This is a genomic window from Streptantibioticus silvisoli (assembly GCF_027947535.2).
In the GTDB taxonomy this organism is placed as follows: Bacteria; Actinomycetota; Actinomycetes; order Streptomycetales; family Streptomycetaceae; genus Streptantibioticus_C; species Streptantibioticus_C silvisoli.
This window is the reverse complement of the sequence record NZ_JAAGKO020000037.1, coordinates 32,196-44,820: the sequence shown is the minus strand read 5'-3', so window position 1 is coordinate 44,820 and position 12,625 is coordinate 32,196. Positions and strand designations below refer to the sequence as shown.

The window sequence follows — 12,625 nt, the reverse complement described above, 5'->3', positions numbered from 1 at the left end:
CTGCCCGACGCCGTGTTCGGTGCGGTGCTCAGTCCTTGCGGCGGCGGGCCAGCATGGCCTCCCGGCGCTCCTCGAACTTGACCGCCTGGTCGCTCAGCCCGTTCATGAACAGCCCGATCTCCTCCTGCGCCCGCAGGCCGTCGCCGGTCAGTCCGGAGACCTCCAGTATCCGCAGGTGGCGCAGCACCGGCTGGAGCACGTCGTCGTGGTGGATCCTGAGGTTGTAGATGCCGCCGATGGCCATCCGCGCCGCGGACCGCTCGAAGCCCGGGATGCCGTGGCCGGGCATGCGGAAGCCGGTGACCACGTCCGCGACCGCGCGCATCGCCTGGTCGGGGGCGATCGACAGGGCGGCGGCCAGCAGGTTGCGGTAGAAGACCATGTGCAGGTTCTCGTCGGTGGCAATCCGGGCCAGCATCCGGTCGCAGGCCGGATCGCCGGAGTGATGGCCGGTGTTGCGGTGCGAGACGCGGGTGGCGAGTTCCTGGAAGGCGACGTAGGCGATCGAGTGCAGCGCGCTGTGGCTGTTGTCCGCCTCGAACCCCTCCGACATGTGCGTCATCCGGAACCGTTCCAGCTCCACGGGGTCGACCGCCCGGGTGGCGAGGAGGTAGTCGCGCATCGCGATGGCGTGCCGGCCCTCCTCGGCGGTCCAGCGGTGCACCCAGGTGCCCCAGGCGCCGTCCCGGCCGAAGACCGTCGCGATCTCGTGGTGGTAGCTGGGCAGGTTGTCCTCGGTCAGCAGATTGACCACCAGCGCTATTCGCGACACGTCCGAGACCTGGGACTGCTCCGGGCTCCACGCCTGCCCGCCCATCACGCCGTCGAAGTCCCGGGCGGCGCTCCACGGCACGTACTCGTGCGGCATCCACTCCTTCGCCGCCTTCAGATGCCGGTTGAGCTCGACCTCCACCACCTCGTCCAGCGCGTGCAGCAGTTGGACGTCCGTCCATGGCCGGGCGGCCCGGGGGCGGGAAAGGGCAGTGGTCACGAAAGCTCCTGACTCGAGTGGCGCGGACCTACGGCAACGTAGGTTACGGAACCGTAACCTACCGGGCGGGTTCCGCGCGCCGCCAGGCGGTGCGCCGGTGTGGCGTGCGTTACCCCCGCCCGGCGGCCCGCGGGCTGCCGCGCCGCCGCCGGCGACGGCTGCGAGGCCGCCGGTGACCGGGCCGTGGTACCGGGGTACCACGGGTTTGCCGGTGATCACCCCTGGGTATCACGGGTGTCCCCGCTCGGCGTCCTAGCGTAGGACGTGACACGGCCCGGGTGCGCCGGGCCGCTCCGGCCGAGGGAAGAACCGATGATCGAGGCACATCAGCTGACGAAGCGGTACGGGGAGAAGACGGCGGTGGACCGGCTGGACTTCACCGTCCGGCCGGGCACCGTGACCGGGTTCCTGGGACCGAACGGCGCCGGCAAGTCGACCACCATGCGGATGATCGTCGGCCTGGACGCGCCGACCGGCGGTTCGGTGACCGTCAACGGCCGCCGCTACGCCGGGCACAGCGCCCCGCTGCAGGAGGTCGGCGCGCTGCTGGAGGCCAAGGCGATCCACCCGGGCCGGTCGGCCTTCAACCACCTGATGGCGCAGGCCTACACCCACGGCATCCCGCGCCGCCGGGTCGAGGAGGTCATCGCGATGACCGGCCTGCAGAGCGTGGCGCGCAAGCGGGCCGGCGCGTTCTCGCTGGGCATGGGCCAGCGGCTGGGCATCGCCGCGGCGCTGCTGGGCGACCCGGCGACCATCATGCTCGACGAGCCGGTCAACGGGCTCGACCCCGAGGGCGTGCTGTGGATCCGCAACCTGCTCACCGCCCTGGCCGACGAGGGCCGTACCGTCTTCGTCTCGTCGCACCTGATGAGCGAGATGGCGCTGGTCGCCGACCACCTCATCGTCGTCGGGCGCGGCCGGCTGCTGGCCGACACCACCGTCGACGACCTGGTCCGGCAGGCCGGCGGCGACACCGTGAAGGTGGTCAGCGCCGACCCGGCGAAGCTGCGCGAGCTGCTGTCCGGGGCGGGCGTGGAGATCAGCGGGCGCGCCGGTTCGGAGACCCTTGAGGTCACCGGGCTGTCCGCGCGGGCGATCGGCACCAAGGCCGCCGCGGCCGGCATCGCCGTCTACGAACTGACCCCGCGCAGCGTGTCGCTGGAGCAGGCGTTCATGGAGCTGACCCGGGACGCCGTCGAGTACCACGGCAGCACCGCGGCCGACGACCGCACGGCCGTGGAGGACCACGGCACCGCCGAGAAGACCGGGAGCGCGGCATGAGCACCGTCACCGCAGTGCAGGCGCCGGCCGAGAGCGCGGCGAACGAACCCCGTCCGGTGCACAAGGTCACCGCCGCGCGCGTGCTGCGCTCGGAGTGGGCCAAGCTCTGGTCGCTGCGCTCCACCTGGATCACGCTGGGCCTGGCCCTGCTGTTCGTGGTGGCCTTCGGCCTGATCAGCCTGTGGCACTACAAGTCGGCCCTGCACTCCGGCCACCGCATGGACCCCGACATGGTCACCGCGACCGCCGCCGACCTGGCGCTGTTCGGCACCAACTTCGGCCAGCTGGCCCTCGGGGTGCTGGGCGTGCTGGTCACCGCCGGGGAGTACTCCACCGGCATGATCCGCTCGACCCTGGTCGCGGTCCCCACCCGGCTGCCGGTGCTGTGGGCCAAGACCGCGGTCTACGGCCTGATCGCGTTCGTCGTCGCCACGGTGGGCGTCTTCGCCGCCTTCCTGTTCGGCCACGGCATCGTCGCCGGCACCCCGGCCGCGATCTCGCTGTCCGGCGCCGGCGTGGCGCGCAGCCTGCTGGGCGGCGGGCTCTACCTGGCGCTGGTCGGCGTGATCGGCGTCGCGCTGGGCGCCCTGCTGCGCTCGGTGGCCGGCGGCATCTCGGTGCTGGTCGCCACGCTCATGCTGGTCCCCGGACTGGCCGAGCTGCTGCCCACCTCCTGGCAGAACGACATCAACCGGTACCTGCCCAGCAACGCGGGCGGGTCGATGTACACCGTCCACCACGCCGCGCAGACCCTCAGCCCCGGTGCCGGCCTGGCCGTCTTCGCCGGCTGGACCGTGCTGGCCCTGGCCGGGGCCGCCTACCGGCTGCGCAACACGGACGCCTGAGAGACTGGCACCGAGGCAGGCAGACAGGGGTAGCACGTGGGCACCGCACCGGATCCGCTGTGGGGGCACTCGCAGATCGCCCGGCTGGCCGGTGCGGCCCAACGCGTCAGGCGGGCCGACCGCGACCGGCCGTGGGTGCTCGACATCGCGCTGGTCGCGGTCCTGCTCCTGCTGTGCGCGGTGCCCGACCTGCTGCACGACATCCGCGACCGGCAGGCCCCGCTGCCCGAGATCGCCGTCCTGCAACTGGCCCTGGCCCTGCCGCTGCTGATCCGGCGCCGCGCGCCCGCCACCGTGCTCGCGGTGGTGGGCGCGGTGTTCGTCGTGCAGTGGTCGGTGAACGTGTGGCTGCACCTCGACGTCGCGCTGTTCCTCGCGCTGTACAGCGTCGCCCGGCACGGCAAGCCCCGGTACCTGCCCTGGGCCTACGGTGCGGTGGCCGCGATGCTGCTGCTGCCCGCGCTGCGCGTACCGACCCCGGTCTCCTGGGTGGTCGTGGTGTTCTTCCTCTACAGCGCGGCCACCGCCGCCGCGGCCCTGGGCCTGGCCGTACGGATCGGGCTCGCCCACCTGGAGGCGCTGCGCGAGCACGCCGCCCGGCTGGAGGTCGAGCGCGACCAGCGCGTCCAGCTGGCGGCGGCGGCCGAACGGGCCCGGGTGGCACGGGAGATGCACGACATCATCGGCCACAACCTCTCGGTGATCATCGGACTGGCCGACGGCGGCTCCTACGCCGGCCGGACCGCGCCGGAGCGCAGCCGCCAGGCCTTGGAGCACATCGCCGCCACCGGCCGCCAGGCCCTCGACGAACTGCGCCGGATGCTGGGCGTGCTGAAGACCCGGCCGGACGGCGACGACCCCGGCGAGGGACCGCGGCTGAGACCGCAGCCCGGCATCGCCGACCTCGACGCGCTGTGCGAGGGGGTGCGGGCCGCCGGGCCCGAGGTCCGGTTCAGCACCGCGGGCGACCCGGGCACACTGGACCGCGGGGTGCAGCTCACGCTCTACCGCATCGCCCAGGAGTCGCTGACCAACACCCTCAAGCACGCCGGACCCCACACCCGGGCCCGGCTGACCCTGACCGTCGACCGGACGCACGCCCGGGTCCGCGTCGAGGACACCGGCCCCGCGACCCCGCGCCCGCCCGGCCCGGTGGGCGAGGGGCACGGCCTGGCCGGGATGCGCGAACGCGCCGCCCTGTACGGCGGTACGGTGACCGCCGGGCCGCGTCCCGGGGGCGGGTGGACCGTCGACGCCGTACTCGACCCCGTACCGCTGCCGGACACCGGAGGCCCGTCGTGACGACCGTGCTGATCGTGGACGACCAGCCGCTCCAGCGGCTGGGCTTCCGCATGCTGCTGGAAAGCGGTCCCGGCACCGCGGTCGTCGGTGAGGCCGGCCACGGCGCCGAGGCCGTGCGCCTGGTCGCGGAACTGCGGCCGGACGTGGTGCTCATGGACGTGCGGATGCCCGGCATGGACGGCATCGAGGCCACCCGCCGCATCGTCGCCACCGGGGGCCGCTCGCGGGTGCTGATCCTGACGACCTTCGACCTGGACGAGTACGCGCACGCCGCGCTGCGCGCCGGGGCCTCCGGCTTCCTGCTGAAGGACGCGCTGCCCGAGGAGCTGCTGGCCGGCATCCGGGCGGTGGCCTCCGGCGACGCGGTCATCGCCCCCGGGGTGACCCGCCGCCTGCTGGACGTCTACGCCCACCGGCTGCCGCCGAACGGCCCGCGCACCGGCACGCCCGCCGACGACCCGCGCACCCGGACGCTGACCGAGCGCGAGCACCAGATCCTGGTCGCCATCGGCAGGGGCTGGACCAACGGGGAGATCGCCGAACGCCTCGTGCTGTCGGAATCCACCGTCAAGACGCACGTCGGCCGGGTGCTGTCCAAGGTCGGCGCCCGCGACCGCGTACAGGCCGTGATCCTCGCCTACGACCTCGGCCTGACCCGGCCCGGCTGACGGCACGCCCGCGACCGCGCCCCACCGCCCGGCCGCGTCCGGGACCGGGCCGGCGCCGCCCGCCCGCCGCTCCCCGCCGCCGTCAGGGGCCGCCCAACAGCGCCTCCAACGCCACCGCCGTGTCCGGGTGCCGACCGGCCAGCGCCACGCCCGACGGTGCGGCGTCCGCCGCCTGCCACGTCCCGTCGCAGCCCAGCAGGGCCGCCACCGCGTCGCACGTCGCACGGTGGGCGGCGAGCAGCACCCCACCGCGGCCGCCGTCCGCGCCCGGCGCCGGCCGCACCGCCGGCGCCGCCTGCGCCGCCCGCCACGGCGGCACCCACGCGTCGACCGCCGCGAGCCGGCCGGGGAAGATCCGCCCGGCCTCCCGGATCAGCAGCGGGGCCAGCTCGGCGCCGCCGGAGCGCAACGTGGTGATGAGGGTCGGCAGCCACGGCAGCAGCACCGGGTCCGGCAGCCGCCCGAAGGCGTTCGACACCGCCTCGACGACGAAGTCGGTCAGGCCCGGGACCGGTTCCAGGGCGTGGACGAAGCCGCTGAGGTAGCGCGGGTAGGCCGGCACCACCAAGGGGTTGGCGAGCAGCTCGTCGCACCGGGCCCGAAGGTCCGCGCGGGACAGCTGCCCCAGCTGCGTGCGCGCCGCCCACAGCAGGGCCGTCTTCGACGGTTCGCCGGGGTGCGACTGGGCGACCGCCAGCTCCAGCTGGGTGCGGTCGCAGCCCAGCGACAGCGCCAGGCCCTCCATGCTGAACAGGAACCCCAGCATCGCCGCCACCTGCCGGACCGTGGCGTCGTCGTCGGTGAACGCGGTCGGCAGCAGCGTGCAGTAGTGCGCGTAGCCGGCCTTGACGAAGGACTCGATCCACGACGGCAGCACCGGTTCCGCGGTGCGGTAGTACGCCAGCAGCCGCCGCACCCGGCGCAGCACCTCCGGGGCGCCGTCCACGCCGCGTTCGGCCGACAGCACCTCCAGCGCGCGGGTGCCCAGCTCGTCGGGCAGGCGGCGGCCGCGCAGGTACAGCGTCGCGTCCTCGACGGCTTCCAGGACCGTCGCCGTGGTGGCCTGCGGGGCGTACGCGGTGCGGCGCAGGCGCTGTTCGAGGACCTGCTCGATGCTGACGCCCTCGTAGCCCAGCTCGATCAGCGCGCGCTGGTGGGTGCCCAGCGCCAGGTCCCACGACTCCTGGATCGACCGTTCGCCCAGGCTCCGCTCACCCATGATCGGCCGCGCGGCGCCCTGCGGCATCAGGCGGCGCAGCATCCACAGCACGTCGGAGCAGCGCCCCAGCTCCGGCCGGGCGGCGATGTCGAGCAGCGCCCGCTGCACACCGCGCTGCTGGAGCTTCAGGTTCAGCGGCGCGAGCCGGTCGTGCACGTCGCGGGCCAGCGGCGGCAGCGCGTCGTAGCCGACCTGGCCGATCCGGTCGCCGCCCATCATGATCTCCACGATCCGGCGCACGTCGCGCCGGCCGGGCACGGTGTCCTTCTCCAGGCAGGTGACGGCCGCGTCCTGGAAGTCGTACGGCGTGGGCCGGGCCCGGTCGCGCATCCCGGCCAGCAGGATCGACGTCTCGAACACCGCGATGGCGTCGGCGGTGGAGGCCAGGTAGCCGTTGCGGCGTGCGGCGCGCACCACCTCCACCGACCAGCCCAGCAGTTCGGCCTCGTCCAGCCGGTCCAGGACGGGCGGCCGCCCCAGGAAGCCGGTCAGCTTGTCGGACGGTGCCGGCTGCGGTGCGGGAGGTGGCGCGGCCGTCGCCTGGCGGGCCTTCGGCCGTTTGCCGCCCGCCTGGCCCAGCAGCCGGTACGGCTCGACCCGGGTGCGCCGGAGGTTCTTCGCCCAGACCGTCGCGGCGATCGACACCGAGCCGGCGGCCAGGCCGAACTGCGCCTCGATCGCCGCGTGGCTGGACGGGATCAGGCCGTGCTGCCAGGTGGTGGCGCTGCGCGGGGAGATGGTGAAGGTGTCGGTGCCGTGGACGCCGAACTCCGCGACCCGGCTGGCCGCGTGGAAGGCGCCGCAGACGTAGAGGCAGTCCGCCGGATCGGTGCCGGTCGCCGTCAGGTGCTCGCGCATCCTGGTCCACATGAACCGCTCGCGGTCCTCGTCGACCCGCACCCGGTGCGGATCGCCGGGCGACAGGCGCCGCAGCAGGCTGCCGATCAGCAGCATGACCTGGCGGTAGGTGTCGTGGTCGCTGTCGCCGAGCGGCAGTTCGACGTACTGGTGCCACCACTCCGACCAGTGCCGCACCCGGCCGTGCCGCAGCAGGTGCTCCTCCAGTTCGGCGAAGCGCGGCCGCAGGTCGCCGATCTCCACGCCGACCGCGTCACCGTGCAGCGCGGCCTCCTCGGCCACCGGCACGTCCGGCACCGCCGCCCCGGCGCCCGGATCGGCGTCCCGCTCCGCGCGCGCGTCCCACTGGAAGACGTGGTCGGAGGAGCGGTCGACCAGGACGAGTTCGACGCCGGGGGTGTCCAGCGCGTAGGCGATCGCCTGGTACTCCGCCGACGCCTCGGTGATCGGGGCGACCACCGACAGCGGGGACCACTCGGCCGGGAAGCCGTCGACGTCGGTCGCGAACGCCTGCACCGCCACCGGCAGCGTGCAGTTGCGCAGTTCGGTCAGCAGCGGCGCCATGTCCTCGCACAGCTCCAGGTACACGACCTTCGGCTGCTTGTCCCGCAGGCGGCGCGCCATCGCGATCGCCGAGGCGGGGGAGTGGTGGCAGACGGGGAAGATCTCCAACGGCTCGCGCACCGCGCGGTCGACGTCGTCGACGATGCCGAGCAGGATGCCCTCCAGCGCGTCGGGCCCGTCGGCGAACGTCGCGGCGGCCTGGTGCAACTGCCCGCGCAGCCCCTCGAAGGTCCCCTCGTGGGTGCCGCTCATGACAGGGTGGCGATCGCGTCGCGGCCGCCCTCCAGGAACTCCGGCCAGGACCCGCCCTCCTCCTTGCTGCGCGGCTCGACCACGCCGTGCAGGTACTTGTTGAGGATGGCCAGGTCCTCCGGCTCGCGCCGGGCCAGCGATCCGACGAGCGAGGCGGCCAGCGTGCGGGCGGTCAGGGTGCGGTCGCCGAAGAAGTCGCCGTGCAGGATCGCGTCCTCCAGCACGCCGATCTGTTCGGCGGTCGACAGCGCGGACTCCAGCTTCTCGTCGTCGCTGCCGGCCGCGGCGGCCGAGGCGCGCAGGTCGGCGAAGCTCTGGAGCAGCACCTCCAGCAGCGTCGGCGGCACGTCCAGCTCGATCCGGTGGCGGCGCAGCAGCTCCTCGGTGCGGAAGCGGACGATCTGCGCCTCGCTCTTCTTGTTCGTCACCACCGGGATGCGCACGAAGTTGAAGCGGCGCTTGAGCGCGGAGGACAGGTCGTTGACGCCCCGGTCGCGGCTGTTGGCGGTGGCGATGATCGAGAAGCCGGGCTTGGCGAAGACGATGCCGTCGCTGTCCAGCTCCGGCACCGAGACGTACTTCTCGGACAGGATCGAGATCAGCGCGTCCTGCACGTCGCTGGTGGAGCGGGTGAGTTCCTCGAAACGGCCGATGGCGCCGGTCTCCATCGCGGTCATGATCGGCGAGGGGATCATCGACTCCCGCGACTGGCCCTTGGCGATGACCATGGACACGTTCCAGGAGTACTTGATGTGGTCCTCGGTGGTGCCGGCGGTGCCCTGCACGACCAGCGTGGAGTTGCGGCAGATCGCGGCGGACAGCAGTTCGGCCAGCCAGCTCTTGCCGGTGCCGGGGTCACCGATGAGCAGCAGGCCGCGGTCGGAGGCGAGCGTGACGATGGACCGCTCGACGAAGCTGCGGTCGCCGTACCACTTCTGCGATATCTCCCGCTCCAGCCCGTCGGACCGCTCGGAGCCCAGGACGAACAGGCGGACCATCTTCGGCGACAGCCGCCAGGAGAAGGGCTTGGGGTTGTCGTCGACGGACTCCAGCCAGTCCAGTTCCTCGGCGTACTTGATCTCGGCGGGAGCGCGCAACAGGTCGGACACAACAGGGCCTTTCTGAACGGGGAACGTCGTGCGGTGGGGAACGCCTCCGGGCAGGTCCCGGGCGAGGAACGGCTAGGCGAGGAACGTCTTGAGTTCCTGCACGAGCTTGCGGATGTGGCCGGACAGCACCGGCGTGCCGAGGTCCTTGAAGCGTTCGCGGAACCACGGGTTGACGCTGCCGCGGCCGGCGCTGGTCACCGAGCCGACCGGGATGAACTTCGCTCCGGAGCGGTGTATGGCGGTCATGCTCGCGAACAGCTCCTCGGTGCGCCATTCGTAGAAGTCGGAGATCCACACCACCACGGTGTTGCGCGGCTCGGCGATCTTCGGCTGGGCCAGCGCCATGGCGACCGTGCCGTCGGTGCCGCCGCCCAACTGGGTGCGCAGCAGGGTCTCGAACGGGTCGTGCACCCACGGCGTGAGGTCGAGCGCCTGCGTGTCGTACGCGATCAGGTGGACGTCCACCTTCGGCAGCCCGGCGAAGATCGACGCCAGGATGGTGCAGTTGACCATCGAGTCGACCATGGAACCGGACTGGTCCACGACGACGATCAGCCGCTGGGGCATCGTCTTGCGGGCGGTGTGCCGGTAGTAGAGGCGGTCGACGTACAGCCGCTCCTCCTGCGGGCTCCAGTTGGTGAGGTTCTTCCAGATCGTGCGGTCCAGGTCGAGGTTGCGGAAGACCCGCTTGGGCGGGACGGAGCGGTCCAGGGCGCCGACCGTGGCCTTCTCCACCTGGGTGCGCAGCACGGCGGCGACCTCGTCGACGAACCGCCGGATCAGGTCCTTGGCGTTGGCCAGCGCCACACCGGAGAGGTTGTTCTTGTCCCGCAGCAACTGCTCGATCAGCGACATGCTGGGGGTCAGCCGGGCGGCGAGCCGGGGGTCGGCCAGCACCTCGCGCAGCTGCATCCGCCGGACCAGGCCGGCCTCGATCGCGCCGAGTTCGGGGCCGATCGCCGGGATCAGCCGGTCCGGGCCGGGCGCCGGGCCGCGGCCGGCCGCCCCGGTACCCGTTCCCGCCGCGCCGGCCCGGCCGCCGCGCAGGCCGCCGGGTTCGCAGCCGAGCGCCCGCTCCAGCCAGCCCGCGTCGGACTGCCAGCGCGCCAGCTGTCCGGCGGTGACCGTGCCGGTGCCGGAGGCGAAGACGTTGAGCAGCACCTTCGACACCAGGGCCGCACGGCGGACCTCGGCGGCCCGGTCGCGCGTGCTGTCGGTGTCGGTGCCTTCGGCGGTGTCTTCGGTGTCAGCGGCGTCAGCGGCGTCTTCGGGGGCGGGGGCGGGGACCATCAGGCCGTCGAGTTCGGCGGCCAGCTCCGGGTGCCGCTGCACGATGGAGTCGACGGAGGTCTGCGGGTCCAGCAGCGCGGACGGCAGCCCGATGTCCTCGACGACGGCGAGGCTCGCCGACTCCAGGGTGGGCTGCTCCTCGTGGTCGAACAGCCGGGCGAGCAGCCGCCAGTACTGCACCTGACGGCGGGTCTCGAAGGGGTCGGGCGCGGGGTCGGGGGCGGTGGGGTTTCCGGCCGCCGGCCGGTCGGTGTGCTCGGTCATTTCCGCAACAGCTTCCCGGCCCGCTCCCGCAGCACGGCCACGGCGTCGGTGGCGGCCTTCTCGGCCTTCACCCCGGCCTTGTCGGTGGTGCCGCCGGCCCAGCCGCCGGCGTGGATCGCGACCGCCTTCTTCCGCACCGTCGTCTCGACGGCCAGCGGCTGGACGCGGTACGCCCCGTTGTCCCAGCGCAGCAGCCCGATGCACGCGCCGGAGGCCGCGACGGCCTCCGGGGTGAGCGGGCCGGCGGCCGGCACGCGGTCGGTGTCGACGGCGAGGGCGTGTCCGGCGACGGTGAACGTCAGCGTGCCGTCGTCCTGCCCGGCGGTGTAGCCCTCCAGGAACACCGGTACGGCGATGCGCGCCGGGTGCCGGTCCAGCGCCGCGGTCGCCGTGCCGGTGGCGGTCGGCAGGGCGACGCGGGCGGTGGCGAAGGCGTCGGCGGGCTCACCCGGCCGGGCGTGTCCGTCGGCCCAGACCAGGTCGCCCTCGGCGGTGACCGGCATGTCGGCCAGGTCCATCGAGCGGCCTTCGCTGACGGCCGCCAGCAGCGACAGGTGCGGGCGCAGCAGCTGCCACAGGCCGGCGCCGACGACCGTGTCGGGCTTGGGCACCGACACCCCGGCCCGCACCAGGCGGGGCGTGCCGCCGTCCGCGGGCTCGAACACCGCGTGGACCTGGGCCTGCACGGCCGTCGCGTGTTCCTGCACGTCTACGCCGAGCGGCAGCAGCCGGCCGGTGACCGTGGAGGTCACCGGTGTCCCGGCCGCGCCGGGCACCGTCAGCAGCGTCGCGCGGGACCACAGGTCGGCCCAGCGGCGCTCCGGGACGCGGTCCAGGGTGGCGCCGGGGCAGCAGGCGGCGAGTTCGGCGGCGAAGCCGTCCAGGAGCGTCGCCAGCCGGCGCAGGGCGGGGTCGGGCAGCATCGCGGAGACGACCTGCGCCGCCCCGGAGACCACCTCGTGGTCGATGCCCCGCCAGCCGCAACGCGCCAGGTCGCACAGCCACGAGCGGGCGGCGGCCAGCAGGTTCACGGCCGGCTGCTCGCCGGGCGCGGGGGCGGGCTCCTCGTCGTGCGGCCGGCCGGTGGCCTCCACGACCCGGGTCATCAGGGCGTCGTGCACGGAGCCCAGCAGCGCGGTGCGGGCGGCGGCGAGGGCGACGAGGTGGTCCTCGCCCGCGGCGCCGGCCGCCGCCCGGTCGGCCGCCTCGGCGACCCTGGCGGCCAGCGGCGTCCCCGCGACGGCGCCGGCCAGCTCCGCCAGGCCGGCGGCCTGCGCGGGCTGCGGGCGCAGCAGGCCGCCGGTGAGGGCCCGGTCGAAGGCGTCGACGGCGGCCAGGGCCTCGTCCAGTCCGGCCGTCGGTTCGGCGAGCAGGTCGGCGCGCATCACGCCACCGCCCTGGTCGGCGGGAACCACTGCATCTCCGGCAGCGGCGCGGTGGTCGGCGCCAGTTCCAGGTAGGCCAGGTGGCGCAGGAAGCGGCTGAAGACGGGGGCGGCGGCCGCGGTGTCGCCCTGCGGCGGCCGCGCGGCGCTCATCGCGTCGGTGACGCCCTGCGCGTCCGGCTCCCCGTCGGCGGTCTCCACCCTGAGGTAACGGGCGACGCGCTCGGCGCCGTACTGGAGCACCGCCTCGTTGACCAGGGCCCGGATGTGGTTGCAGAACCCTCCCCGGGCGCCGCCGCAGGGCCGGTTGTTGTTGGTACTGCACGCGAACGTCCAACTGCCCGCCGCGATCGACGAGACGTAGACCCGTTCGATGTCCGAGCCGCTGGACACCACGCCCTGGAGGCGTCCGTCGGCCAGTTCGACGAACGGCACCTTGGCCAGCTTGCGCGGCCGTGCGGGCGGTATCACCCGTGCCGTGCTCGACCTCTCCCAATCCGACAACGCAGCATCTCCAATGCACCCGGGGGGACTTCTCACGCCGTCACGGCGGAACACCGCTGAACTTACTGGTGACCTCGGACAATCGCCGGTC

The 12,625-nt window shown here is 73.7% G+C and carries 10 protein-coding genes; 4 read left to right on the top strand and 6 right to left on the bottom strand.

Annotated elements, in window-relative coordinates:
- Positions 1-28 precede the first annotated feature (28 nt).
- Positions 29-991: an acyl-ACP desaturase gene (locus tag POF43_RS22790; protein ID WP_271315124.1), complete on the bottom strand. Its 963-nt coding sequence runs from the start codon at positions 989-991 to the stop codon at positions 29-31.
- Between the two features lie 312 nt (positions 992-1,303).
- Between POF43_RS22790 and POF43_RS22785 the strand changes: the two genes are divergently transcribed.
- Genes POF43_RS22785 through POF43_RS22770 form a run of 4 tightly spaced genes read left to right on the top strand, consistent with a single transcriptional unit; the run spans position 1,304 to position 5,090 of the window.
- The gene (locus tag POF43_RS22785) at positions 1,304-2,275 is read left to right on the top strand and encodes an ABC transporter ATP-binding protein (protein ID WP_271315123.1); all 972 of its coding nucleotides are present in this window, start codon (positions 1,304-1,306) and stop codon (positions 2,273-2,275) included.
- Positions 2,272-3,120 carry an ABC transporter permease gene (locus tag POF43_RS22780; protein WP_271315122.1) on the top strand — a complete coding sequence of 283 codons (849 nt, stop codon included), beginning with the start codon at positions 2,272-2,274 and terminating at the stop codon, positions 3,118-3,120. The genes POF43_RS22785 and POF43_RS22780 overlap by 4 nt, the downstream gene beginning before the upstream one ends.
- Before the next feature lie 36 nt (positions 3,121-3,156).
- Positions 3,157-4,422: a sensor histidine kinase gene (locus POF43_RS22775; protein ID WP_271323512.1), complete on the top strand. Its 1,266-nt coding sequence runs from the start codon at positions 3,157-3,159 to the stop codon at positions 4,420-4,422.
- Entirely contained in the window at positions 4,419-5,090 is a 672-nt protein-coding gene (locus POF43_RS22770; protein ID WP_271323513.1) for a response regulator, read from the top strand. The genes POF43_RS22775 and POF43_RS22770 overlap by 4 nt, the downstream gene beginning before the upstream one ends.
- 82 nt (positions 5,091-5,172) lie before the next feature.
- On the opposite strand, the gene POF43_RS22765 is transcribed toward POF43_RS22770, so the two are convergent.
- The 5 genes from POF43_RS22765 to POF43_RS22745 all read right to left on the bottom strand — a co-directional run bounded on the left by POF43_RS22765 (position 5,173) and on the right by POF43_RS22745 (position 12,534).
- On the bottom strand, positions 5,173-7,983 hold the full coding sequence (locus tag POF43_RS22765; protein ID WP_282704723.1) for a DUF5682 family protein: 2,811 nt from the start codon (positions 7,981-7,983) through the stop codon (positions 5,173-5,175).
- Positions 7,980-9,092 carry an ATP-binding protein gene (locus POF43_RS22760; protein WP_271323515.1) on the bottom strand — a complete coding sequence of 371 codons (1,113 nt, stop codon included), beginning with the start codon at positions 9,090-9,092 and terminating at the stop codon, positions 7,980-7,982. The genes POF43_RS22765 and POF43_RS22760 overlap by 4 nt, the downstream gene beginning before the upstream one ends.
- Positions 9,093-9,164: 72 nt before the next feature.
- Positions 9,165-10,646: a vWA domain-containing protein gene (locus POF43_RS22755; RefSeq protein ID WP_271323516.1), complete on the bottom strand. Its 1,482-nt coding sequence runs from the start codon at positions 10,644-10,646 to the stop codon at positions 9,165-9,167.
- Positions 10,643-12,061, bottom strand: coding sequence for a hypothetical protein (locus POF43_RS22750; RefSeq protein ID WP_271323517.1), 1,419 nt, complete (start codon positions 12,059-12,061; stop codon positions 10,643-10,645). The genes POF43_RS22755 and POF43_RS22750 overlap by 4 nt, the downstream gene beginning before the upstream one ends.
- Positions 12,031-12,534: a hypothetical protein gene (locus tag POF43_RS22745; protein ID WP_271318448.1), complete on the bottom strand. Its 504-nt coding sequence runs from the start codon at positions 12,532-12,534 to the stop codon at positions 12,031-12,033. Before POF43_RS22745 ends, POF43_RS22750 begins: the two co-directional genes overlap by 31 nt.
- Between the last annotated feature and the right edge of the window lie 91 nt (positions 12,535-12,625).

What these genes read in the sequence shown, in the direction of transcription:
- POF43_RS22755 (WP_271323516.1), bottom strand. Translation starts at nt 10,646, where the DNA reads ATGACCGAGCACACCGACCGGCCGGCGGCCGGAAACCCCACCGCCCCC.
- POF43_RS22785 (WP_271315123.1), top strand. Translation starts at nt 1,304, where the DNA reads ATGATCGAGGCACATCAGCTGACGAAGCGGTACGGGGAGAAGACGGCG.
- POF43_RS22780 (WP_271315122.1), top strand. Translation starts at nt 2,272, where the DNA reads ATGAGCACCGTCACCGCAGTGCAGGCGCCGGCCGAGAGCGCGGCGAAC.
- POF43_RS22765 (WP_282704723.1), bottom strand. Translation starts at nt 7,983, where the DNA reads ATGAGCGGCACCCACGAGGGGACCTTCGAGGGGCTGCGCGGGCAGTTG.